The organism is Shinella zoogloeoides (assembly GCF_020883495.1).
Taxonomy (GTDB): Bacteria; Pseudomonadota; Alphaproteobacteria; order Rhizobiales; family Rhizobiaceae; genus Shinella; species Shinella zoogloeoides.
The window spans coordinates 3,013,508-3,035,182 of sequence record NZ_CP086610.1 but is presented as its reverse complement, the minus strand read 5'-3'; the positions used below and the strand labels follow the sequence as shown (position 1 = coordinate 3,035,182).

At 64.2% G+C, this 21,675-nt stretch carries 21 protein-coding genes; 17 read left to right on the top strand and 4 right to left on the bottom strand.

What is annotated here, in order from left to right:
• Nucleotides 1–9: 9 nt before the first annotated feature.
• The 12 genes from K8M09_RS14970 (at nucleotide 10) to K8M09_RS14915 (ending at nucleotide 11,838) form a co-directional block, all read left to right on the top strand.
• Nucleotides 10–1,083 (top strand): ABC transporter ATP-binding protein, encoded by a 1,074-nt coding sequence (locus K8M09_RS14970; protein WP_160785028.1) that lies wholly within the window; start codon nucleotides 10–12, stop codon nucleotides 1,081–1,083.
• Between the two features lie 45 nt (nucleotides 1,084–1,128).
• The gene (locus K8M09_RS14965; RefSeq protein ID WP_160785029.1) at nucleotides 1,129–2,034 is read left to right on the top strand and encodes an ABC transporter permease; all 906 of its coding nucleotides are present in this window, start codon (nucleotides 1,129–1,131) and stop codon (nucleotides 2,032–2,034) included.
• Nucleotides 2,035–2,037: 3 nt separating this feature from the next.
• Nucleotides 2,038–2,883 carry an ABC transporter permease gene (locus K8M09_RS14960; protein ID WP_160785030.1) on the top strand — a complete coding sequence of 282 codons (846 nt, stop codon included), beginning with the start codon at nucleotides 2,038–2,040 and terminating at the stop codon, nucleotides 2,881–2,883.
• Entirely contained in the window at nucleotides 2,883–3,617 is a 735-nt protein-coding gene (locus K8M09_RS14955) for an SDR family NAD(P)-dependent oxidoreductase (protein WP_160785031.1), read from the top strand. Before K8M09_RS14960 ends, K8M09_RS14955 begins: the two co-directional genes overlap by 1 nt.
• Nucleotides 3,618–3,632: 15 nt before the next feature.
• Nucleotides 3,633–4,400, top strand: a complete 768-nt coding sequence (locus K8M09_RS14950) for an SDR family NAD(P)-dependent oxidoreductase (RefSeq protein ID WP_160785032.1) — start codon at nucleotides 3,633–3,635, stop codon at nucleotides 4,398–4,400.
• 75 nt (nucleotides 4,401–4,475) lie between these two features.
• Nucleotides 4,476–5,708, top strand: a complete 1,233-nt coding sequence (locus tag K8M09_RS14945; RefSeq protein WP_160785033.1) for an ABC transporter substrate-binding protein — start codon at nucleotides 4,476–4,478, stop codon at nucleotides 5,706–5,708.
• Nucleotides 5,709–5,774: 66 nt separating this feature from the next.
• Nucleotides 5,775–6,869, top strand: a complete 1,095-nt coding sequence (locus K8M09_RS14940) for an ABC transporter ATP-binding protein (protein ID WP_160785034.1) — start codon at nucleotides 5,775–5,777, stop codon at nucleotides 6,867–6,869.
• Between the two features lie 39 nt (nucleotides 6,870–6,908).
• Complete coding sequence (locus K8M09_RS14935) at nucleotides 6,909–7,790, top strand: polysaccharide deacetylase family protein (RefSeq protein WP_160785035.1); 882 nt, start codon at nucleotides 6,909–6,911, stop codon at nucleotides 7,788–7,790.
• 56 nt (nucleotides 7,791–7,846) lie between these two features.
• Nucleotides 7,847–8,179: a hypothetical protein gene (locus K8M09_RS14930; RefSeq protein WP_160785036.1), complete on the top strand. Its 333-nt coding sequence runs from the start codon at nucleotides 7,847–7,849 to the stop codon at nucleotides 8,177–8,179.
• On the top strand, nucleotides 8,172–9,248 hold the full coding sequence (locus tag K8M09_RS14925) for a CobW family GTP-binding protein (RefSeq protein WP_160785037.1): 1,077 nt from the start codon (nucleotides 8,172–8,174) through the stop codon (nucleotides 9,246–9,248). The genes K8M09_RS14930 and K8M09_RS14925 overlap by 8 nt, the downstream gene beginning before the upstream one ends.
• Nucleotides 9,248–10,480, top strand: a complete 1,233-nt coding sequence (locus tag K8M09_RS14920) for an ABC transporter substrate-binding protein (protein WP_160785038.1) — start codon at nucleotides 9,248–9,250, stop codon at nucleotides 10,478–10,480. Before K8M09_RS14925 ends, K8M09_RS14920 begins: the two co-directional genes overlap by 1 nt.
• Nucleotides 10,477–11,838, top strand: coding sequence for an amidase (locus K8M09_RS14915; RefSeq protein WP_160785329.1), 1,362 nt, complete (start codon nucleotides 10,477–10,479; stop codon nucleotides 11,836–11,838). Before K8M09_RS14920 ends, K8M09_RS14915 begins: the two co-directional genes overlap by 4 nt.
• Before the next feature lie 24 nt (nucleotides 11,839–11,862).
• Here K8M09_RS14915 and K8M09_RS14910 read toward each other — a convergent pair whose 3' ends face one another.
• Both K8M09_RS14910 and K8M09_RS14905 read right to left on the bottom strand, forming a co-directional pair.
• Entirely contained in the window at nucleotides 11,863–12,936 is a 1,074-nt protein-coding gene (locus K8M09_RS14910) for an ROK family transcriptional regulator (protein WP_160785330.1), read from the bottom strand.
• A 53-nt stretch (nucleotides 12,937–12,989) separates the two neighbouring features.
• Entirely contained in the window at nucleotides 12,990–13,640 is a 651-nt protein-coding gene (locus K8M09_RS14905) for an SGNH/GDSL hydrolase family protein (protein WP_160785331.1), read from the bottom strand.
• Nucleotides 13,641–13,905: 265 nt separating this feature from the next.
• Here K8M09_RS14905 and K8M09_RS14900 point away from each other — a divergent pair, with 265 nt between their 5' ends.
• Genes K8M09_RS14900 through K8M09_RS14880 form a run of 5 tightly spaced genes read left to right on the top strand, consistent with a single transcriptional unit; the run spans nucleotide 13,906 to nucleotide 19,162 of the window.
• A complete protein-coding gene (locus K8M09_RS14900; protein WP_160785039.1) occupies nucleotides 13,906–14,982 on the top strand; it encodes an ABC transporter substrate-binding protein in 1,077 nt (358 codons plus the stop codon).
• A 58-nt stretch (nucleotides 14,983–15,040) separates the two neighbouring features.
• The gene (locus tag K8M09_RS14895) at nucleotides 15,041–16,534 is read left to right on the top strand and encodes a sugar ABC transporter ATP-binding protein (RefSeq protein ID WP_160785040.1); all 1,494 of its coding nucleotides are present in this window, start codon (nucleotides 15,041–15,043) and stop codon (nucleotides 16,532–16,534) included.
• Between the two features lie 16 nt (nucleotides 16,535–16,550).
• The gene (locus K8M09_RS14890; protein WP_160785041.1) at nucleotides 16,551–17,522 is read left to right on the top strand and encodes an ABC transporter permease; all 972 of its coding nucleotides are present in this window, start codon (nucleotides 16,551–16,553) and stop codon (nucleotides 17,520–17,522) included.
• Between the two features lie 2 nt (nucleotides 17,523–17,524).
• On the top strand, nucleotides 17,525–18,475 hold the full coding sequence (locus K8M09_RS14885) for an ABC transporter permease (RefSeq protein ID WP_160785042.1): 951 nt from the start codon (nucleotides 17,525–17,527) through the stop codon (nucleotides 18,473–18,475).
• A gap of 30 nt (nucleotides 18,476–18,505) precedes the next feature.
• Entirely contained in the window at nucleotides 18,506–19,162 is a 657-nt protein-coding gene (locus K8M09_RS14880; RefSeq protein WP_160785043.1) for an SGNH/GDSL hydrolase family protein, read from the top strand.
• Between the two features lie 161 nt (nucleotides 19,163–19,323).
• Here the strand turns inward: K8M09_RS14880 and K8M09_RS14875 are convergent, their stop codons facing one another.
• Together K8M09_RS14875 and lsrB are read right to left on the bottom strand one after the other, a co-directional pair.
• Nucleotides 19,324–20,577, bottom strand: a complete 1,254-nt coding sequence (locus K8M09_RS14875) for a class II aldolase (RefSeq protein ID WP_160785044.1) — start codon at nucleotides 20,575–20,577, stop codon at nucleotides 19,324–19,326.
• A gap of 64 nt (nucleotides 20,578–20,641) precedes the next feature.
• Nucleotides 20,642–21,673 carry an autoinducer 2 ABC transporter substrate-binding protein LsrB gene (gene lsrB, locus K8M09_RS14870; RefSeq protein WP_160785045.1) on the bottom strand — a complete coding sequence of 344 codons (1,032 nt, stop codon included), beginning with the start codon at nucleotides 21,671–21,673 and terminating at the stop codon, nucleotides 20,642–20,644.
• Nucleotides 21,674–21,675: the final 2 nt, after the last annotated feature.

Sequence of the window (21,675 nt, the reverse complement as noted above, 5' to 3'; positions counted from 1 at the left end):
GGAACAGAGGTGTCATCCGTCCTCCAATTGAAGAATGTGCACAAGGCGTTCTCCGGCGTGCCGGCGCTGGCCGGTATCGATGCGGCGCTATCGGAGAATTCCTATGTCTCGCTGCTCGGCCCGAGCGGGTCGGGCAAGACGACGCTGCTGCGTGTCATTGCCGGTTTCGAGCAGCCGGACGGCGGGGAGATCCTCTTTTCCGGCAGACGCATCGATGGTGTGCCGCCGCATGAGCGGGGCATAGGCTTCGTCTTTCAGAATTTCGCGCTCTTCCCGCATCTGAGCGTGGCGCAGAACATCGCCTTCGGCCTTGAGAACCGCGCCGTCGATCCGGTGATGGATGCGAGGGCCGTCGCCACGAAGGTGCGCGACATGATCAGCCTTGTCGGGCTTTCGGGCCTGGAAGAGCGGGCGGTCACCCAGATTTCCGGTGGCCAGAAACAGCGCGTGGCGCTTGCCCGCACGCTGGTCACCGAGCCGAGCATGGTGCTGCTCGACGAGCCGCTCGGGGCGCTCGATGCCAATCTTCGCACTCGCATGCGGAGCGAGCTGCGCACCATCCGCGAGCGCTGCGGTGTCACCTTCCTGCATGTCACCGGTTCGGAGACGGAGGCGCTCGCCATGGGCGACACCGTGCTGGTGCTGGATCGTGGCCGCATTGCCCAGTCCTCCGATGCCGGGACGCTTTACAGCCGTCCGGCCTCGGCCGATGTCGCGCGCTTCCTCAATTGCTACAACATCTTCTCCGGTGCTGTTTCGGGCGATGCCTTCGAAAGCCCCGTCGGCCGTCTGGCGCTCGGCGGTGTGCGGCAGACGTCCGGCGCGCCCGCCTACGCCATCCGCTACGACCGCGTTGCGATCCGCCCCCGGGATGCGACGACGGCGGGCGACGAGGTGCGCATCGAGGCGAACTTCGTCGCCAGCGAATATTCCGGAGCGGCGATCAACTCCTTCTTTACGCTGGATGACGGGCGCGTCTTCGAGGTGGAGACCCATCTCAGCCACGCCGCTCCCGAAACCTTCGAGGAGAAGGCCCGCTATGCCCTCGTCTGGAAGCGGGAGGATGCCCTTGTCTTCGTATGAGAGCCGCCTTGCCGGTCCCGCCCCTGTCCACCCGGAGAATGAGAGATGACGATGGCCGCCACCAGCCATGACACGTCCGTCGGAACGGCGGCGCCTTCCACTCGCAAGCAGCCCGACCGTACGGCCCTGTTGCTCGCCCCCGGTGTCCTGTGGATGCTGCTCTTCCTCGTCGCACCGATCCTGATGATGGTCTATGTTTCCTTCTGGACGCAGACCACCTTCAAGATCGAGCCGACGCTGACCCTGAAGAGCTGGGTCACCTTCTTTACGTCCGACACCTATCTCGGCGCGTTGTGGACCACGATCCGCATCTGGCTGATCGTACTCGTCTCGACGCTGCTTGTCGGGTATCCGGCCGCGCTCTTCGTGGGCCTGTTCGTCAAGAACAAGACCCTTTCGACGGCGCTTCTCGTGCTTTGCGTCATCCCGTTCTGGACCTCCTTCCTCATCCGTGTGCTTGCCTGGCGGCCGATGCTCGGCAAGGAGGGGGCGATCAACATGATACTGATGAAGATCGGCGTCATCACGCAGCCGATCGAGGTGCTGCTGTTCTCCGAGCTTTCCGTCATCATCGGCATGACACAGATCTACTGCGTCTTCATGGTCGGCCCGATCGCCTTCATGCTCGGCCGCATCGATCCTTCGGTCATCGAAGCGGCGCAGGATCTCGGCGCGGGCTTCTGGCGCATCTTCCGCACCATCATTCTGCCGCTCTCCATGCCGGGCGTGGTGGTGGGCGCGATCTTCGTTTCCGTCATGGTGCTTGGCGAGTTCGCCACTTCCGCCGCCCTGTCGGGCCGCAAGGTCAACCTGCTCGGCAATATCATCGTTACCCAGGTCGGTTCGCTGAAATGGGCTTTCGCCGCCGTCGCCGGCGTCGTGCTGACCATCCTTATGGGCGCGGTCGTCGCCGCGCTCCTGCGGGTCGTCGATCTCAGGAAGGAGCTTTGAGCCATGAACGCTTCCGGTATCAAGCTCGGCCTCGGTTTCTATACGGCGCTGTTCATCGTCTTCCTCTATGGCCCGCTCGCGGTCCTTGCGATCCTCTCCTTCCAGACCGGGCCGGAGGGCGGGCCGCAGTTCCCGATCATCGAATGGTCGACCTATTGGTACAAGCATCTCTTCGGTCTCACCCCGCCCTCGCGCATCGCGCCGCTGCCGATCGAACAGGCGCTCGTGCGTTCGCTGGTGCTTGCGGTGATGACGATGATCGTCTCGACGGTGCTCGGCGTCACCGCCGCACAGGCCTTCCGGCGGAAGTTCCGCGGCTCGGGCGTCGTCTTCTATCTCATCGTGCTCGGCATGATGGTGCCCGGTGTGCTCGTCGGCCTCGGCATGGCGCTGGTCGCCAATACGCTCGGCATCGATCGGCACTGGTGGGGCACGGCCTTCGTGCTGCACGTCGTCTATACGTTCCCCTTTGCGTTCCTCGTCATGCTGGCGATCTTCAACCGCTTCGACCCGAGCGTGGAGGAGGCAGCCTGGTCGCTCGGCGTCACCCCGGCGCGCACCTTCCGCAAGATCACATTCCCGCTGATCTTCCCCGGCGTGCTCTCGGCCATGCTGTTCGCCTTCACGCTTTCCTATGACGAGTTCTCGCGCACGCTCTTCGCTTCGGGCCGGGACCTTACGCTGCCGCTCGCCATCTACGGCACCTTCTCGGTGGAAGTGCATCCGAACGTCTTCGCCTTCGGCGTGCTGACGACGCTGTTCTCCTTCGCGCTGCTTGGAACTTACGCGGTGCTGATGGGCCTGTCGGTGCGCCGCGCCAAGCGCATGGCGATCCAGGAGGAGGCGTGATGGTGGAGAGCGCTCTTGTCACCGGCGCGGGCTCCGGCATCGGCCGCGCGATCGCCCTGAAACTCGCCGCCGAAGGCTACGCGGTTACAGTCAACGATCTGTCGGCGGAACGCGCTGCAACGGTAGCGGATGATATCCGCGCTGCCGGCGGCCGGGCGGTGGCCGTGGCGGGTGACGTCTCCAGCGAGGCGGATGTTGCGGCCATTCATGCCGCCGCCGTCGCAGCGCATGGCGAGGTCTCGCTGCTCGTCAACAATGCCGGTATTGCCCATCAGGCGCTGTTCGAGAACCTTTCGGCCGCCGATTTCGACCGCATGTTCGCCGTGCATGTGCGCGGCACATTCCTGATGACCAAGGCCGTGCTGCCGGCAATGCTTGCGGTGGGGGCGGGCGTCATCGTCAACGTCGCCTCGCAGCTCGGCCAGATCGGCGGCGTTGAACTGGTGCATTATTCCGGCGCCAAGGCCGCCATCATCGGCATGACCAAGGCGCTCGCCCGGGAGATTTCCGCTCGCGGCGTGCGCGTCAACGCCGTCGCGCCCGGCCCGATCAATACGCCATTGGTGATGCAGCTCTCGGAGGACTGGCGCGCCGCCAAGCGGGTCGAGCTTCCTCTCGGGCGCTTTGGTGAGCCGGAGGAGGTGGCCGAGACTGTCGCCTTCCTCGCATCTCCTGCCGCCAGCCTTTTCGTTGGACAAACGCTCGGACCCAATTCCGGCGACGTCATGCTTTGAAATTCGGAGGCTCTCATGACCGCAGAGAAGAAACGCATCGTCATCGTCACAGGCGCCGGCATCGGTATCGGCGCGGCCACCGCGAAGGCCTTTGGCGCGCTTGGTGACCATGTGGTCGTCACCGACATTCTCGAGAAGGAGGGCCGCGAGGTGGCCGAGGCGATCTCCGCTGCCGGCGGCTCGGCCGAGTTTCATCGCTACGACGTCCGTTCGACGGCCGAGGCCGACGCGCTGGTTCGCGATATCGAGGTCCGCCACGGCCGCATCGACGTCATCGTCGCCAATGCCGGCATCGCGCATCGCACGCCGCTGGCCGACCTCACCGACGAGAAATGGGACCTCACCTTCGATATCGACCTCAAGGGCATCTTCCGCCTCGTGCGCGCCGCCGCGCCCGGAATGCGCGCCCGCAAGTCCGGCGCTGTCGTCGCGCTCTCCTCCATCATGGGCGTCGCCTATGGCTGGGACGAGCACGTGCATTATTCAGCGGCCAAGTCCGGTGTCGTCGGCCTGGTGCGTGGTCTCGCTGTGGAGATGGCGCGCGATGGCGTGCGCGTGAATGGCATCGCGCCCGGCTACATCCGCACCGCACAGCTTCTTTCCGAGGAGAACTCGCTCGGCCCGGCAGGGGCCGAGAAGGCGGCAGAATTTATTCCGATGGGGCGGCTCGGAACGGGGGAGGACATCGCGGATGTCGCCGCGTTCCTCGCCTCCGACAGCGCGAGATACATGACCGGCCAGGTGCTGGTCGTGGATGGCGGCCTTCTCGTGGGCCGGTACTGAACCGCTTCGAAAGGGCGGAAAAAGGGGGAGCCGCAAGGCGGCTCCGGGGAACGACAGACCAACTGGAGAAGAGACATGTTCAAGTCGGAAATCAATCGCCGCTCGCTCCTCAAGCGCTCGGCCGGGGTGATGGCGCTGGCGATGGGCGGCGGCACGCCCTTCCTGTCCTCGCGCGCGGCCTATGCGCAGGCCGCTGACCTTGCCGGCCAGCAGTTGCGCACCATCGGCCTTTCGGTGACGGTGCAGGAGCGCATCCTCGAAGAGTTCAAGAAGGCCTCCGGTGTCGGCGGGACCTCCGGCACTGCCGCGACCTTCCCCGACGCGCAGACGAAAATCCTTTCCGGCTCGAAGGATTACGACTGCTGGGAGATCATCGCCGAGCGCCTTCCCTCCATCGTCATGACCGATAATGTCGAGACAATCCCGGCGGCCTCGCTGAAGAACTGGGCCAATATCCGCGATACTTTCACCACCGCGAGCGACAAGTGGGACCGTTCCGCGCAGATCGTCGGCCAGATCTGGGCGGACGAGGCGCAGACCGTGCTCAACATGGTGCCCGCCGTCTATAATTACGACTCCATCGGCTACAACCCGGATGTGCTTTCCGAGGAGGAGGCCAATACCTGGACCGCGATCTTCGACCCCAAGTGGAAGGGCAAGTCGGGCCTCAACACCGACCCGCTCATCGCCTTCGGCCAGGCCATCATGGCGATGAATACGCTCGGCCTTTCCGATGTGAAGAACCCCGGCAACCCGACGACCGCCGAGATCGACGAGGCGGCCGCCTTCCTCGTTTCCAAGAAAAAGGAAGGGCAGTTCCGTGCGCTCTGGGGTGATTTCGGCGAACTGGTGAACCTGATGGCCTCGGGTGAGATGGTGGTCAGCGACGCCTGGCAGCCGGCAGTGATGGCCGTCAAGGCGCAGGGCAAGCCCTGCCGTTACGCTGTGCCGAAGGAAGGCTATCGCGGCTGGGCCATCGGCCCTTCGATGATCGCCGGCACGACCAACCGTGACGCCGTCATCGCCTATGCCGACTACTGGCTGTCGGGCGAGCCGGGCATCACTGTTTCCGAACAGGGCTACTATTCACCCTCCACCAATATCCGGGATGTCATGCCGCCGGAACAGTATGGCTTCTGGTACGAGGGCAAGCCCTGGGTCGGCCCGGAGCAGCGCGGCATTCGCGAGGGCGACCTGCGCGACGGGGGCTCGCTGGAAGTACGTTCCAAGAACGTGGCCTACTGGCACCAGTGGCCGGAAGAATACGACCACCTCATCCAGAAGTGGGACGAATTCCTCAACGCCTGATCCCAAGACGAGCGGACCGGGGCGTGCGGCCCCGGTCCCTGACCGGCAATTCGGGAGATTTCCCCCATGATTTTCGATCTGGAACTCAACTCCGTCGGCAAGGTCTACGATAACGGCACGCCCGCCGTTATCGATTTCAACTTGTCCGTCACCAAGGGCGAGTTCATCGCCTTCCTCGGTCCTTCGGGCTGCGGCAAGACGACGACGCTGCGCATGATCGCCGGTTTCGAGAGCATCTCCTCGGGCGACATGCTGATCCGTGGCGAGCGTATGAACGACGTGCCGCCGCAGCGCCGCCCGACCTCGATGATCTTCCAGAGCTATGCGCTCTTCCCGCATATGAGCGTGCGGCGCAATGTCGGGTACGGGCTGGAGGTCAAGGGGGTCGCCAAGGCCGAGCGCGAAGCGAAGGTGGACCGCATCCTGGCGACGCTCGGCCTTGAGGATATCGCCGAGCGCAAGCCGGAAAAGCTTTCCGGCGGCCAGCGCCAGCGTATCGCGCTTGCCCGCGGCCTTGTCGTCGAGCCGGATATCCTGCTGCTCGACGAACCGCTCGGCGCGCTCGATGCCAACCTGCGCAAGGCGATCCAGAACGAGCTGAAGCTTTTGCAGAAGAGCCTCGGCGTGACCTTCATTTTCGTCACCCATGCCCAGTCGGAAGCGCTCGCGCTGTCCGACCGCATCGTGGTGATGAACCAGGGCCGCGTCGAGCAGATCAGCCCGCCGCACCAGCTCTATACCCGCCCGAACACGCCTTTCGTCGCCCAGTTCATCGGCCGCAATACCGTGCTGTCGGGCGAGGTCGCGGGCAACGAGGGCGAGGACGTGGTGGTGACGACGGGTATCGGCACGCTTGCCGGTCGTGCCAACGGCACGCTCGCCAGCAAGGGCCGCGTCAACCTCGTCGTGCCGGCCGAGGCGATCGAGGTGCATGCTGCGGGCGCTGCGGCGCTTGCCGGCGCGAAGAACCGCGTCGATGCCCGTATCGAGCGCTCCGAGGTCGTCGGCCATATCGCGCATCTAACGGCGCGGCTCGGCGACGGGCGCGCGGTTTCGCTCGAAGCCCATGTCGACAAGTACCGGCCAGACGATTTCCCGGCCGGCACGCCCGTCCTCTTGAGCTGGAATCCAGCCGAGGCGACGGTCATTCCAGCCCATTGATCACCCAAGGCATTTTAGGGAAACCAAGGAGATATCCCAATGGCGAAAGAGATTTTGTGCAGCTTCGGCGTCGATGTGGATGCCGTTGCAGGATGGCTCGGCTCCTATGGCGGCGAGGATTCGCCCGATGACATTTCGCGCGGCCTGTTTGCCGGCGAGGTCGGCAGCATGCGGCTGCTCAAGCTTTTCGAGCGTTTCGGTATCAAGACGACCTGGTTCATCCCCGGTCACTCCATTGAGACCTTCCCCGAGCAGATGCAGGCCGTCGCAGATGCCGGCCACGAGATCGGCATCCATGGCTATACCCATGAGAATCCTATCGCAATGACCCGCGAGCAGGAAACGGAAGTGCTCGACAAATGCATCGAGCTGGTGACCAAGCTGTCGGGCAAGCGTCCGACAGGGTATGTGGCCCCGTGGTGGGAGTTCTCCAACGTCACGAACGAGCTGCTGCTGGAACGCGGCATCAAGTACGACCATTCGCTGATGCACAACGACTTCACGCCCTATTATGTGCGTGTCGGCGATAGCTGGACGAAGATCGATTATTCCCGCAAGCCGTCCGACTGGATGGTGCCGCTGAAACGCGGCCATGAAACCGACCTCATCGAAATCCCGGCCTCGTGGTATCTCGACGACCTGCCGCCGATGATGTTCATCAAGAAGTCGCCGAACAGCCACGGCTTCGTCAATCCGCGCCAGATCGAGGAAATGTGGCGTGACCAGTTCGACTGGGTCTACCGCGAGATGGACTATGCCGTCTTCCCGCTGACCATTCACCCCGACGTCGCGGGCCGACCGCAGGTGCTGATGATGCTGGAACGGCTCTATGCCCATATGATCAAGCATCCGGGCGTGAAGTTCGTCACGATGAACGAGATCGCCGACGATTTCGCCAAGCGCTTCCCGCGCAAGAAGTGATGCAGAGGCGGGGGCAGGTTTGCCTGCTCCCGCCCGTGATCTGAAAGGAACGCGCCATGTGTTCGCTGTGCGGCGTCATCGGCGGGAACGAGCACTGGACGGACGCGGCGGCCCGGCCCGGCGTCTTCACCCGTAATATCGAGCGGCTTGACCGACGGCGGGAGCGCGCCCGTCGCGTCTCGGCTGCGAACCGCGTGCTTGCCGCCTTCGGCATGAGTCTTGCCGATTGGCAGGGATCGGCCTTCGTGCTCGCCACCCGCACTGGCAAAAGCGAGATGATAGAGGATCTTGGCCATCTCTGGCCGGCGGCCGAGCGGCTTTCGGGGCGGGTTTGCGATCCCCTCGATGCCGCGCTGATCGCACGCATGGAGGAGGGCGCTGGTGGTTGACATACCGGCCTTCACGCCCGTCCATCTCCTCACCGGTTTTCTCGGTTCCGGCAAGACGACGCTGCTGAAGCGCCTGCTGGCCGATCCTGCCCTTGCCGATACCGCCGTTCTGATCAATGAATTCGGCGAGGTCGGTCTTGACCACCATCTCGTCGAACGTATCGACGATACGATGGTTCTGCTGCAATCGGGCTGCGTGTGCTGCACGGTGCGCGGGGAGTTGTCCGACGCGCTGCGCGATCTTCATTCCAGGCGCGAACGCGGCCTCATCCCGCCATTCACCCGCGTCGTCATCGAGAGCACCGGACTTGCAGATCCGTTTCCGGTCCTGTCGACGCTGAAGTCCGATCCCGTGCTACGCCACCATTTTCGCGCCGGAAGCGTCGTAACGACCGTGGATGCGGTGAACGGCCTTTCGCAACTCGATACCTATGCGGAGTCCACCCGGCAGGCCGCGATCGCCGACCGCCTCGTCATCACGAAGACGGACCTCTGCGAAGACGGCGCGGACCTTGCCCGCCTGCTGTCGCGCCTGAACGAGCTCAATCCGGACGCGCTCCGCGCCATTGCCGGCGAAGACGGACCCGACGCGGAAATTCTCTTCGGCGAGGACACGGCCCGGCGAGCGGCAGGGTTGCAGTCGCCGAGCGGCTTCTACTGCGATGCTCCCATGCCGACGGCTAGGGCGGACGGTGCGGCGCTGCACACGACGATCTCGTCTTTCGTCATCGCCGTCGACGAGCCGATTGACTGGACGGGTTTCGGTGTCTGGCTCACCATGCTTCTCAATCGCCATGGCAGCCGGGTGCTCCGGGTGAAGGGCATTCTGGCGCTTGAGGGCGAGGAGCGTCCGGTCGCGATCCATGGTGTGCAGCATCTGGTCCATCCGCCGGTCCATCTGGCCGGCTGGCCCTCCGTCGAGCGATCCTCGCGCCTTGTCTTTATTGTTGACGGTCTCGACGTGAACCTGTTGAAACGGTCCTTCAACGCCTTCGCGCTTGCCGGAAGCACCGGAATCCGCCCGCAGCCTGAGGCGGCAGTACAGACCCGGAGCGCCCAGAGTCCCTGATGAACAAGCATTCCCCGAAAGTGGCCCCTGCCGCCCCCGCCGTCCACACGGCAGGACGGCCGAAGCTGCGCGTGCTCGGAACCGCGATTTCCCTCCTGGAGGAATTGCGGGTGAAGGCGGAGGCCGACCTCGGCATCGATATCTGTTTCGACAACAACGATTTCATCGTCACCCAGCACAAGGCCGCCCAGGAGCCTGACAGCTACGATATCTACGACCAGTGCTTCCACAATCTCGATATCGTCTGGTATTGGCGTGCCATCCAGCCGATCGAGATTGCGCGCATTCCCTTGTGGGACGAGATCAACGACCTGACGAAAATCGGCAGAATCGGTCCGAGCGCCCGCACGGGGCAGGGGGATGTACCGGCGCGCAAACTCTATGTGCAGCCGAGCCTTGCTCTTGGCGATACGCCGACGGGGCGCATCTCCATGCTGCCGACGACCCATAATTTCGATAGCTTCGCCTATCGCAGCGACGTGCTGGAGCACGCGCCGCCAATGGTGAGCTGGGCGGCTCTGCTGGATGAGCGCTGGAGTGGTCGGGCGGCCCTCGTCGACGAGCCGGCCATCGGTATCTTCGACGCGGCGCTTGCCGCGCAGGCCGCCGGACTGATGGACTTCGGCAATATCGGCAACATGACGGTGGACGAGATCGACCAACTGGTCGATATCCTCGAGGCACGGCGCAGGGCGGGCTTCTTCCGCGGTTTCTGGCGCACGGCGGAAGATGCCGCGAGCCTGATGATCGACGGCGAGACCGATATCCAGAGCATGTGGTCGACGGGCATAGGCATCCTCAACAGCGAAGGCTTTCCCGTCGAGCAGGCCGCGCCGGCGGAAGGATATCGCGCATGGCATGGCGGATTGTGCCTCTCCCGGCACCTTTCGGGTCGCATGCTCGATGTGGCGTATGAATACCTCAACTGGTGGATATCGGGTTGGCCCGGCGCGGTGGTGGCCCGCCAGGGCTACTACATTTCCACGCCGGAACGCTCGCGCCGCTACATGACGGCCGCGGAATGGGACTACTGGTACGAGGGGCTTGCCGCGCGCGAGGACCTGCCTGGACCTGACGGCAAGGTCCGCGTCAAGCGCGGTGCGGTGCGCAGCGGCGGCTCCTACTGGCAGCGCGCCAATGGCATTGCTGTCTGGAACACCACCATGGATGAACACAACTATCTCGTCCGTCGCTGGATGCAGCTTGTCGGGCGCGCGGAGAAGGATATCTGACCATGCCGGCCCGTTCGATCGCCCAGCTTTCCATACTTCTGCAATCGGGAACGCTCGATCCGGTCGACCTTGCGGAGGAGGCACTGGCCGGCATCGCGGCGCATCCGGACAAGGCGATCTTCACGAGCGTGACGGCCGTGCGGGCAAGGAGGGAGGCGGAAGCGGCCCGCAAGCGATTTCGGGAGGGCCGTTCGCTCGGCCCGCTGGATGGCGTGCCGGTCGCATGGAAGGATCTTTTCGATATCGAGGGGCTGCCGACGACCGCCGGCTCACGCGTGCTGAAGCATGGCGCCCCCGCAGATCGCGACGCGATGGTGGTGCAGGCGCTGGCGGGCGCGGGCATGGTCAGCGTCGGGCGTGTGAACATGAGCGAGTTCGCCTTTTCCGGCCTCGGCGTCAACCCGCATTACGGCACGCCCCGCAACCCGGCGTCGCCCGCTGGTGAACATCGGATTCCGGGCGGCTCTTCGTCCGGCTCGGGCGTCGCCGTCGCCGCCGGCCTCGTGCCCGTCTCCATCGGTACCGATACAGGCGGTTCCGTTCGCATTCCTGCCGCCTTCAACGGTGTCGTCGGCTACAAGGCGACGCGCGGCCGCTATTCGATGGAAGGAGTGTTTCCGCTGGCGAAAAGCCTCGATTCCCTCGGTCCGCTCTGCCGCACGGTGCAGGACGCGGCCCTGGTGGATGCCGCGATGCGCGGGCTCCCGGCGGTCGATGTCCTGCCGCGCTTCAATGCTGCGGACCTCGCCTTCGTCATTCCTGAGACGGTTGTCTTCGACGGTGCGGAGCCGGCGGTGGTCGCAGCTTTCGAGGCGGCGGTGGAGCGGCTTTCCCGAGCGGGTGCCCGCATACGCCGTGCCGTCTTCCCGGAATTCTTCGAGATATTCGACCTGATGGCGAGGCATGGCGCCCTGGTCACGGCCGAGGCCTTCGTGCTCCATCAGGCGCGTATTACCGGCCCGCAGGCGGCCGATATGGATCCGCGCGTTGTCAAGCGCACGCTGCTGGGCGCAAAAATCTCGCTATCCGATTATATCGAGACCCTCGCCGCGCGTGAACGGCTGATCGCGGCCTTCGAGGCGCGACTGGAGCCGGCTGAACTCGTTCTCAGTCCGACGTTGCCCCATGTTGCGCCGGCGCTCCAGCCGCTCCTCGACGACGAGGACCTGTTCTTCCAGATGAACGGCAGGACCCTGCGCAACACCCTGATCGGCAATTTCCTCGACTGGTGTGGCGTCTCGCTTCCGTGCGGCACCGATGCAGACGATCTTCCGGTCGGCCTCCTCGTCTCGGGCCGGCGAGGAGCCGATGCCCAGGTCCTTGCCGCCGCCGGCGTGGTGGAAGCGCTTCTCGGTTAAAGGTTGCGTAAAACGGTGTCCGGGTCAGTGCACCATGAAACGTGAACTGAACGGCAGGCTCGCTGCGCCGACGGCCTTCGGGGCCATGGACGTTCTACCGATGACGGCGCTGACCGAGGGAATTTCCCGCTGGATGAGCGTGCACAGTCTCGCGCAGATATCGGCGGGGGCGAAGGACGAGAGGACGATTGTCTTCAGTTCGATGAATTGCAACAGGGATTGCGTCAACTCGACGAGACTTTGCGCACAGGCCTGCTGCCATTCGTCGAGTACCGGTCCCATGGGCGGCCAGGACGATTCCTGCCCCCAGAGTTTCTCCACAGCCGCATCGCCGGAGGGCAGGGCGCGCTCCAGCGCGAGCACGCCGACATCGTAGCTGATCGGCGAATTGCCATTGTAGATCTGATGGTTGAGCACCAGGCGGCCATGCAGGCGAGCGCCGAGATAGAAGAACAGGAAGTCCTGCAATTGCCGTGCCGTGCCGAACAGGCTCTCGCCGCCCGCCGCGGCCGTGATGTCGTTCTGCACGAAGATGGGAAGGCCAAGCTCCGTTTCCAGATAGCGGTGCAGCACGTCATGGTCCGGACCGGATCGGATCGGTGGAGTGGGGAGCGCTAGGCCCACGCCTGCGATGCGTGCCTGCCGGCTTTGCGAAAGCCCGGCAATGGCCTGCTGGATTTCGAGCGCAAGCGCCTCCGGCGCATCGAACATGTCCGCGTCGGCATGCGGCATCACGCGATGGTGCTGCACCTGGCCAATGAAATCCACAACGACGATATGGGTGTTGCGATAACCGACGCTGACGCCGACGGAATAGGCGCCCTCGGAATTCAGCATCAGCGGCGTCGTCGGCGGGCCGACGCGTCCTTTCTGTGCTTCGCCGCGCACGACGAGGCCTTCCTGCTCAAGCGAGCGCACGATGACGGAGATCGTCTGGGCCGAAAGGCCGGTCTTCTCACCGATCTCAAGGCGGGTGGTCGCCTCGTTCTGAAGGAGCAGAGAGAGTACCAGGCGCTCGTTGTGGCTGCGCACGCTCAGCGAGTTGAGGCCGCTGGCACGGTCGGCGATGCGGAGCGGGTTGGGGGGCGCGAAGCGCATATCAGGCAAGGGGGCAATCCTTCCCACAAGGGGTAATAGTCAGGCGTGAGCGCTTATGCATTGGCCCACCCGATCGCCAGGACTTCCTGCGCCAGCGCCTCGCCGAGCTGGCGATGCGCGGCCTCGTTGATATGAAAGCCATCGGCCGGCGAGCACCGGCAAACCGCGCCGGCATCGAAGAAATGCGCCTCCAGTGAATCCGCCATGATCTCGAACTCAAGCGCCAGCTTGCGGGATTTTTCCTGCGCTCCGGAGAAGATCGATTCCCATTCCTTGAGGTCGTCCAGCATTGGCGGTGGCGCGACGATCATGATCTCGGGGTCGTGGCCGGCGGGGCCGGGCGAAAGTTCGCGGATATCGTGCACCAGGCAGCCGATGCCCATGGCGACCTCCGACGGTGGCATGTTGAAGCGCCGCTTCAGGTCGTTGGTACCGAGCATGATGATGATGAGGTCGAGCGGCGTATGGCTTTGCAGGCAGGGGCGCAAATAGGTGCGACCGTTTTTCAATGCGCCTTCGATCGGATCGTCGTGGACGGTGGTGCGGCCGCTCAGGCCTTCCTCGATGACCTGCCAGCCTGGGCCGAGAAGGCCCTCCAGCACGCCGCCCCAGCGTTGCTCCCGCGTGTAACGCTCAAGCGGCCCGCCGCCGGGAACCTGGCCATGGGTGTTGGAATCCCCGAAGCATAGAACGGTCCGCGTCACTGTCTCCTCCACCGGGCCGCATGCCCGCTTTTCGGGTTCAGACTTCGCATCCGCGAGGGGGATTTGCAAGGATGGCGTATTATTCATTCAGTCTGAATAACTATTGACAGTCGAAAGCGCCAGTGGTTTTGTGTCGCTCGGAGGAGAGTTTCAGGTCGTTTCGAAGGCTGTGCACGAGCACCGGACATGGGTCGCGGGCTGTCGGTGTCCGCATGCCTTGCGGCCAGCAAATCCCCCGTTGGACGCCTGCTTTTGGAGGAGAAGTATGAGCAGCATCATCAGGAAAATCGGCCTATCGGTTCTGTTGGCCGGGGTGGTCTTCGCAACGAACGGTTTTGCGCAGGAGGTGCCGCTGCTTGAAGGCGTCACGACCCGCGCGGGGAACAATCCGACGGTCGAGGAAGGCAAGTACAAGAAAGAGGCACCCTGGGTCATCGGCATGAGCAGCTTCGGCGTCAACGCCAATACCTGGACGGTGCAGGTGGCGCACGAGGCGCAGGCCGCCGCCGACCGCGACAAGCGCATCACCAAGTTCATCCTGCTCGACGCTGGCTTCGACCAGAAGAAGCAGGTTGCCGACATCGAAGACCTGATTGCGCAAAAGGTGGATGCGATCATCGTCCAGCCGGTAACCTCGACCTCGGCCAATGCCAGCATCGAGAAGGCCGTCGCGGCAGGCATCCCGGTCGTGCTGCATACCGGCCGCATCGAATCCGAGGCTTATACCACGGAGATCCAGGGCGGCGCCGAGCACTTTGGTAAGGTCATGGGCGACTTCCTTGTCAAGGAACTTGGCGGCAAGGGCAATATCTGGGTGCTGCGGGGCCTTGCCGGTCATCCGGAAGACACCAACCGCTACAACGGGTTGAAGCAGTCTCTCGAAGGCAGCGAGATCAAGATCACCGCCGAAGAGCATGGCGACTGGCAGTATGACAAGGCCAAGAAGGTCTGCGAGACGCTTTATCTCAACGATCCCAATGTCGATGGCATCTGGTCGTCCGGAGCGGACATGACGCGCGCCTGCGTCGACGTCTTCAAGCAGTTCGGCGCGCCTATCCCGCCGATTTCCGGCGAAGGCAACAATGGCTTCTTCGGCCAGTGGATCGCCGACGGCTTCAAGTCCGTTTCGTCGGAATACAGCCCCGCCCAGGGTGCTGCCGGCATTCGCGCCGCCGTCGCGCTTCTGGAGGGCAAGGCGCTTCACAAGCACTATGACTACAACCCGCCGGGCTGGGACCTCGAAAAGGTCAAGAAATATTATCGCGACGACCTGTCGGCCAATGTCTGGTGGCCCTCTGAGCTTTCCGAGGAGCAACTCAAGGAGTTCTACGCCAAGCAGTAGACGGATGCGCCGGGCGGCGGGCAGGGGCCTGCCTCCCGGCACAAGGCGGGGGAAAATCATGTCGCATCTCATAGAAATGGCCGGAATATCCAAGGCGTTCGGCGGTAGCGTCGCGCTTCGCGATGTTTCATTGGCGCTGGAGCCGGGCACCGTGCATGCCCTGATGGGCGAGAACGGCGCTGGCAAGTCGACGCTGATGAAGATTCTGGCTGGAGTGCACCAGCCGGATAGCGGCGAAATCCGCAAGGCCGGCCGTACTGTCAGTTTCTCCAATCCGCGCGCGGCGCTGGAGGCGGGCATATCGACCGTCTTTCAGGAACTCTCGCTGCTGCCCAACATGACGATCGCCGAGAACATGTTTCTCGGCCGCGAGCCTGCCGGTCATTTGGGGGGTATCGACAGGCGTCGTATGCGCGAGGAGACGAAAGGCGCGCTTGACCGCCTCGGCCTGACGCTCGATCCCGATACGCTGGTTTCCGAGCTTTCCATCGCCGAACGCCAGTTCGTCGAGATCGCCCATGGCATCGACGCGGATGCCGATGTCTTCATTCTCGACGAGCCGACCGCGGCGCTGAACGTGGCCGATGTCGCGGTCTTGAACCGGCATATCCGGGCACTGCGCGATGCCGGCAAGGCTATCGTCTATATCTCTCACCGCATGGACGAGATCTTCGCCATCTGCGACGTGGTGACGGTGCTGAAGGACGGCCAACTGATCGGTACGCGCCCGCTTTCGGAGATGATGCCGGGCTCGTTGATCGCGATGATGGTCGGGCGCGAACTGGAAGATCTCTTCCCCGAGCGTGGCGATGGCGAGGGTGCCCCGGCGCTCTCGGTATCCGATCTCAGGTTGCAGCAGGATTCGAAGCCTTTCTCCTTCACGGTTAGGAGGGGCGAGATCGTTGGCTTTGCCGGGCTGGAAGGGCAGGGGCAGCAGAAGGCTCTGCGGGCGCTTGTAGGACAGTTCGCGCCGGTCGAAGGTGTGGTGTCCCGGCGGGGAGAAACCATCAGGCTGCCCATGGCGAAGGAAAGCGGCGTGCGGCGCTGGCAGGCGCTCGGCGGCGCCTTTGTGCCGGAGGATCGCAAGGACGAGGGATTGTTCCTCGGTCATGCCATCGGCCAGAACATTGTTGCTGCGCTACATGCCGGTCGGCCGCCGCTGGCGGCGGCAAAACGCTACGGCGCTCTCGTTTCCGAGACAATGCGGCGGCTGAACGTCAAGGCGTCCGGCCCGTCCGTTCCTGTCGGCGCGCTTTCCGGCGGCAACCAGCAGAAGGTACTGCTCGGCCGCTACCTCGCGACCGATGCCGACCTTCTCCTCATCGAAGAGCCGACACGGGGTGTCGATGTCGGCGCCAAGGCGGAAATCTACCGGATTCTGCATGATTTTGCGCAAGCGGGCGGTGCGGTGATCGTCCTGTCGCGCGAAACGGTGGAGCTGATCGGCCTTTGCGACCGGCTTTACGTGATCCACGGCAACACCGTCGTTTCGGAAATGCAGGCGGCGGTTGCGACCGAACACGGCATTCTCGATGCGGCCCTCAGCGCATGATGGACTGGAAAGCCTGATGATCCCTTCTTCTGCTACCTTCGGAAAATTGCTGGTCGGTCGCGGCAGCCGGCAGGGCCTCTGGTTGCTGCCGCTCGTGATCGCGCTGGGCATGGTGCTCTGGCTTGCCGCCACAACCAGCCAGTTCGGCCAGTGGAGCAATCTCGCCAATCTTGTCGCGCAGGGTATGCCGCTGCTCATCACCGCCGTCGGGCAGATGTTCGTCGTGCTCGTTGGCGGGCTTGACCTCTCCATCGGCTCCGTCGTCAGCTTCACGACGGCGATCCTTGCGCTAGACCTGCCGGGCTATATCACCATCCCTGGCGTCTTCCTGCTCGCTGGCCTGATCGGCGCGACCAATGGCTACTGCGTCACCCGGCTCAACGTTCATCCCATCGTCGCGACGCTCTCGATGCAATATGTCGTGCTCGGTATCACCCGCGTGCTGCGCCCCGTCTCGGGCGGTACTGTGCCGGAAGGCGTGCGTTGGCTGGTGGAGGGGTCGTTTCTCGGCCTGCCGCTTCCGATCTTCTGGGGCATCCTGACGATCCTTGCTGCCTGGAAGATGCTCTACGGCACCCGCTATGGCCTGCATCTCTTCGCGATCGGCGGCGGCATTGCCTCCGGCACCGACGATGCGGCGCGCAATTTCGGCATACCGGCCAGCCGCAACATCTTGCTGGCCTATGTGCTCTGCTCGCTCTTCGCAGCCCTTGCCGGCGTATTCCTCGCGGGCCGTATCGTCTCCGGTGATCCGAATGTCGGTCTTCTGATGGAGCTCGACGCGATCACGGCAGTCGCGATCGGCGGCACGCAGCTCTCCGGTGGTGTCGGCAGCCTTCACGGCACGATCATCGGCGTCGCGGTGCTCGCGCTGCTGTCCAACGGCATGAATCTGCTCAACGTCACACCTTTCGTGCAGACGGCGATCAAGGGCACTCTGCTTATGGCCGTCGTCGCGCTCCAGTCGCGCAAGAAGATCGGACTCTGACCATGTCGGCTCTCGTCAACTCGCCCCTCTTCCGGCGCATCTCCAAGGTCCCGCCGTCTTACTATCTGCTCGTTGCACTGCTCGCGATCCTGTTCGTGGCGCGCCCGCAGATGCTCAACGCCAATGTGCTCGGCGTCTTCGTGCGCCAGGTCGTGCCGCTCGGCATTCTCGTGCTCGGCCAGCTCCTGGTGATGCGGGTGAAATCCATCGACCTGTCGGGCGGCGGCGTCATCCTGCTCATCAACTACTGCATCTCTTCGGGCACCTTCCCCGGCGCCTCATTGGGCTTCTATATTGCGTTGGCACTGGCGATCGGCCTTGCCATCGGCGTCTTCAACGGTCTCATGGTGGCAAGGCGCCGCGCCTCCGCCGTTATCGTGACGCTGGCGCTGTCCATCGTGCTCGTCGGCTTCGTGCAATACCTTTCCAGCGGCAAGCCGCCGGGTGATGTACCGAAGATTTTCGCCGAGCTGTTCAACACCCGCTTCATCGGCCTGCCCAGCCCGGTCATTTTCTGGATTTTGCTGACAGCTCTTATGGCGCTGCTCCTCTCGCAGACCGTCTTCGGACGCTTCGTCGCGGCGGTTGGGGAAAGCATGCCGGCAGCGCATTTTTCCGGCGTTCCGGTGGAGCGCACGGTCATTCTGGCGCATACGCTCGCTGGTCTGATGGCGGCCATAGCCGCGCTGGTCCAGACCGCGTCCATTGCCGTCGGCAGCGTGCGCGTCGGGCTGGACCTGCCGATCCTTTCGGTCGCCGCCACTATTCTCGGCGGTGTCGTCTTCGGACGGGGGGAGGGGGGCGTCTGGGGGCCGTTCTTCGGCGTGCTCTGCTTCGCCTTCCTCTTCGTCGTGATGACGATGCTCGGTGTGGGGGACGCGGGAAAGCTTGTCGCCCAGGGCCTGATCATCCTGTTCGCAGCCATCTTCTATGGCCTTCGCGCCGGCAAATGAAAATCGACAGCTATTCAAAGGAGGACGTCAATGGCGGAAAAGCGCTCAATCCTGTGTTTCGGAGACTCGCTGACCTGGGGCTGGATTCCCGTGAAGGAATCCGCGCCCACGCTGCGCTATCCCTACGAGCAACGCTGGACCGGGGCCATGGCCGCGCGGCTCGGCGCGGGCTATCATATCATCGAGGAGGGCCTGAGCGCCCGCACCACCAGCCTTGATGACCCGAACGACCCGCGCCTCAACGGCAGTGCTTATCTGCCCGCCGCGCTCGCCAGCCACCTGCCGCTTGATCTTGTTATCATCATGCTCGGCACGAACGATACGAAGTCCTATTTCCACAGGACGCCCTATGAGATCGCCAACGGCATGGGCAAACTGGTCGGCCAGGTCCTGACCTCGGCGGGCGGCGTCGGCACACCCTATCCCGCGCCGAAGGTGCTGGTGGTCGCCCCGCCGCCGCTCGCGCCGATGCCGGACCCGTGGTTCGAGGGCATGTTCGGCGGCGGCTACGAGAAGTCGAAGCAGCTCGCAGGGCTCTACAAGGCGCTTGCCGATTTCACCAAGGTCGAGTTCCTCGCCGCGGGTGACCATGTCGCCACCGATGGCGTCGACGGCATTCACTTCTCCGCTGAAACCAACATCAAGCTCGGGCACGCCATCGCGGACAAGGTCGTGGCGCTGTTCTGAGCAACGCCACTCCGGTGCCTCCCTTGCCGGAGTGGCGACCACCCAGCGGGAATGGATGGGCTTCAGGTTTGCATCCGGTGGCCGTAAATACGGCCGACACCTTTCCCATCTTAACAAAATCAGAGACCGTGCGGCTCTTCTAGACGGCCCGCGATAGCGGGCTACGGCGCGCTGACAGCCAGTTTGGCCTGTTCCAGCGACCAGTATTCCATGTCGAAGAGATCGGCCTCGCCGATGGGGGTGAAGCGGCCGTAGGCTTCAGCGGCGTTGATGGCCCGCGTCGCCTGCTCGCAGAGGTCGCCGCCGATCTTCGCAGCCTTCGCGTTCGCGCCGAGGGCGTAGATGCCCTTGCCGCGAACCAGAACGACGCGCGGATAGACGTCCAGCATGCGCTTCGGCTCGTTGGTGCGCGCGGCGTTGCGGGTGAAATAGGCCCGGTAGCGCTCGGCATAGGCGGCGAGAGCGGCGTCGATGGCCGCATCGTCCGCATCCGGCGCAAGGACCATCGGCCAGGGCTTGATGCGGATGACGTGGTCCGGCGTCACCGTGCCGCGCAGGCCGATGGCCTCGACATTGCTTTTGGCGGCGTGCTCGCGGATCGCGGCGGTGGAGCGGTAATCGAGGAAGACGCCCTTGGCGAAGGGGGAGCCGTCGCGGGCAAGGGCTTTTTCCAGCCGGGCACGGAGTCCTGCGTCCTCCGCGCCGTCGCTTTGTTGCGGGCCGCCGAGCGCGACGCCGGCGCGGGCGAGTTCCTCTTCCGCCATGGTGACGAATTCGATCATCAGCTCATAGGAGGCGCGGGCGTCGTTCGCGAAGGTGAAGAGGCCGTGGTTCTCCAGCCAGAGGCCCTCGCAGCCCGGATGGTCGCGGTAGATGCGGTCGGCGACGATGGAAAGATCGAAGCCGGGCATGACATAGGGGACATAGGCAAGACGGTCGCCGTAGACGCGCTTGATGGTGTCGCGCATGTCGGGCTGGTCGGCGAGCGCCAGGATGGCGGTCGCGTGGGTATGGTCGACGAAAGCGAAGGGCAGGAAGGCGTGCAGCAGCGCCTCGACGGACGGGTTCGGCGCGTCCGCTTCGATGAGGCTTGCGCGCAGCAGGGCGACCATGTCCGGGTCGGACAACTTCGGGCCGTCGCGGGCTTCGAGCAGGGGGGCGAGGCGCACGGCCGGAAGGCCCGGCGCCTCGATCGTGTCGAGATCCCAGCCGCTGCCCTTGATGTGCATGAGGGCTTCGCCGTCCGCCGCCGTCACCTTGGCGGAGGTGTTGCCGCCGCCATGCAGCACGAGGTCTGGGTCGCCGCCGATGATGCGGGAGGTGTAGATGCGAAGGCCGAGGGCCTCGCTCTGTCCGGCCTCCAGCGCGGCCTCCACGTAACGGGCTGCGTCCTCGTCGTTCCAGCGGCTTTTCATGCGGATGTCCTGTCCTTGAAATGAAGAACGGCGGGCAGCCGGAGCCGCCCGCCGTCCGGGGTGATCAGAAGTCGAAGTTGGCGATGTTGTCCTTGGTGAAGACGGTGCGCTCCGGCAGCAGGATGATGCCGTTGCCGTCCGCCTCGTAGTCGTAGCCCTGAACCTTGTTGGCCGAGACTTCGACAGTGCCGACGCCGGGGATTTCCAGCTTGTCGCCGACCTTCATCGGACCGTTCTTCAGGACGTGATCGGCGACGTAGACCGAGATCTTGCCCTGCTGGGTGACGTCCCACAGGCCGAAGCGCTGGATCGTGCCGCGCTCGATATAGGGGCGCATGACGTTCGGTGTGGAGAAGCCGACGATGGTGACGCCTTCGGCGCGCTTCAGGTTTTCGGCTGCCTGCGCTGCGGCCGGCAGGGCGTTGGCGTCGGGTGCGATGATCGCGTCGAGGTCCGGGTAGGTCTGAAGGATGCTTTCGGCGGTCTGCAGCGACTTCTGCGCGTCGTTATAGCCGTATTGGGTCGTGACGATTTCCCAGCCCGGATGCTCCTTGGCGATCTTCGCCTTGGCGGCTTCCGCCCAAGCGTTCTGGTCGGTGACGGTCGGGCTGGAATAGAAGAAGGCGACCTTGGCCTTTTCCTTCGTCACGCCTTCAGCGGCCATGTCGACCAAAAGGCCGCCGAGCTGCTCGGGCGTGCCCTGGTTGATGTAGTAGCTGCGGCAATCCGGGTTGACGTCGCTGTCCCAGGTCATGACGAGCACGCCGCGCTCCATGGCGCGCTTGAGCGCCGGGCACAGGCCGTCCGGCGAGACGGAGGAGACGATCAGCGCGTTGTAGCCCTGGTTGACGAAGTTGTTGATGAACTGCACCTGGCCGGAAACGCTAGGCTCGGTCGGGCCGTCATAGGTGACCTTCGCGCCGACTTCCTCGCCGGCCTTCACCGCGCCGGCGCCGCCGGAGGTGAAGAAGCCGACACCCACCAGCTTGGGGATGAAGGCGATCTGGTTTTCGGCATGGGCAGCGCCCGAGGCGAGCACGGTGCCGGCCAGAAGTGCGGCGGCGAGAGCGCTGGATTTCAGAATAGTCTTGATCATTC

Coding starts and splice junctions, on each gene's coding strand:
- K8M09_RS14965 (WP_160785029.1), top strand. CDS start 1,129: ATGACGATGGCCGCCACCAGCCATGACACGTCCGTCGGAACGGCGGCG.
- K8M09_RS14960 (WP_160785030.1), top strand. CDS start 2,038: ATGAACGCTTCCGGTATCAAGCTCGGCCTCGGTTTCTATACGGCGCTG.
- K8M09_RS14955 (WP_160785031.1), top strand. CDS start 2,883: ATGGTGGAGAGCGCTCTTGTCACCGGCGCGGGCTCCGGCATCGGCCGC.
- K8M09_RS14950 (WP_160785032.1), top strand. CDS start 3,633: ATGACCGCAGAGAAGAAACGCATCGTCATCGTCACAGGCGCCGGCATC.
- K8M09_RS14945 (WP_160785033.1), top strand. CDS start 4,476: ATGTTCAAGTCGGAAATCAATCGCCGCTCGCTCCTCAAGCGCTCGGCC.
- K8M09_RS14940 (WP_160785034.1), top strand. CDS start 5,775: ATGATTTTCGATCTGGAACTCAACTCCGTCGGCAAGGTCTACGATAAC.
- K8M09_RS14935 (WP_160785035.1), top strand. CDS start 6,909: ATGGCGAAAGAGATTTTGTGCAGCTTCGGCGTCGATGTGGATGCCGTT.
- K8M09_RS14930 (WP_160785036.1), top strand. CDS start 7,847: ATGTGTTCGCTGTGCGGCGTCATCGGCGGGAACGAGCACTGGACGGAC.
- K8M09_RS14920 (WP_160785038.1), top strand. CDS start 9,248: ATGAACAAGCATTCCCCGAAAGTGGCCCCTGCCGCCCCCGCCGTCCAC.
- K8M09_RS14910 (WP_160785330.1), bottom strand. CDS start 12,936: ATGCGCTTCGCGCCCCCCAACCCGCTCCGCATCGCCGACCGTGCCAGC.
- K8M09_RS14900 (WP_160785039.1), top strand. CDS start 13,906: ATGAGCAGCATCATCAGGAAAATCGGCCTATCGGTTCTGTTGGCCGGG.
- K8M09_RS14895 (WP_160785040.1), top strand. CDS start 15,041: ATGTCGCATCTCATAGAAATGGCCGGAATATCCAAGGCGTTCGGCGGT.
- K8M09_RS14890 (WP_160785041.1), top strand. CDS start 16,551: ATGATCCCTTCTTCTGCTACCTTCGGAAAATTGCTGGTCGGTCGCGGC.
- K8M09_RS14885 (WP_160785042.1), top strand. CDS start 17,525: ATGTCGGCTCTCGTCAACTCGCCCCTCTTCCGGCGCATCTCCAAGGTC.
- K8M09_RS14880 (WP_160785043.1), top strand. CDS start 18,506: ATGGCGGAAAAGCGCTCAATCCTGTGTTTCGGAGACTCGCTGACCTGG.
- K8M09_RS14875 (WP_160785044.1), bottom strand. CDS start 20,577: ATGAAAAGCCGCTGGAACGACGAGGACGCAGCCCGTTACGTGGAGGCC.
- lsrB (WP_160785045.1), bottom strand. CDS start 21,673: ATGATCAAGACTATTCTGAAATCCAGCGCTCTCGCCGCCGCACTTCTG.